At 56.2% G+C, this 847-nt stretch carries 1 pseudogene; it reads right to left on the bottom strand.

What is annotated here, in order from left to right:
• A pseudogene (locus ACXJ5O_RS28585) lies at window positions 1-847 on the bottom strand (ATP-binding protein); the annotation flags it as partial.

Raw genomic sequence — 847 nt, 5'->3', positions numbered from 1 at the left:
CTGTTTCAACAGGCCGTGCACCATGGACAGGCCGAGACCCGTCCCCTTGCCAACACCCTTCGTGGTGAAGAACGGTTCCATGGCGCGTCGCATTGTTGTTTCGTCCATGCCCTCACCCTGATCACGAACGGAAAGACAGATATAGACGCCTACTGGCAAATCGGGAGTGCCGCTTTTGACGACCTGCTTTGATGCTGAGATCGAGATGGTGCCGCCACCTGGCATGGCATCGCGGGCATTAACTGCCAAATTCAGCAAGGCAAGTTCAAGCTGGTTGGGGTCCGCACGCACCACCTCCAGAGTCAGGGGAAAGTTCGTTTCGACAGAAATCGTCGGACCAAGCGATCGCTCCAGCAGTTCCGCCATGCCGCGTACAAGTCCCGGAACGTCAACCCGTTGCAGGTCAAGGTCCTGACGCCTGGCAAATGCCAACATGCGCTTGGTTAAATTGGCGCCGCGCTGGGCTCCCTGAATCGCGTTGTCAAGAAGTGCTAACGTTCTCGGATCTGTGCTAATCCGCTTACGCACAAGCTCCAGGCTACCCAGAACAGCCATCAGCAAATTGTTGAAGTCGTGGGCAACACCGCCTGTGAGTTGGCCAATTGCCTCCATTTTCTGAGATTGGAAAAGCGCCTCGCGGGCCTTGGCGAGTTCTTCCTGCCCCCTGTTCCGTTCGGTCACATCACGGGTAACCTTGGCAAAGACGATGAGTTTGACGGCCTCATCACGCACAGCATCTATGAAGACGCTGGCAGAAAACCGGCTGCCATCCTAGAGCACGCGCCAGCCTTCTTTTTCGTAAGGCCAGGTTTCCCTTGCAGTATCCAGCGCATATTGCGGCATACCA

The organism is Phyllobacterium sp. P5_D12 (assembly GCF_054049495.1).
This window is presented reverse-complemented; position numbering and strand designations above follow the sequence as displayed.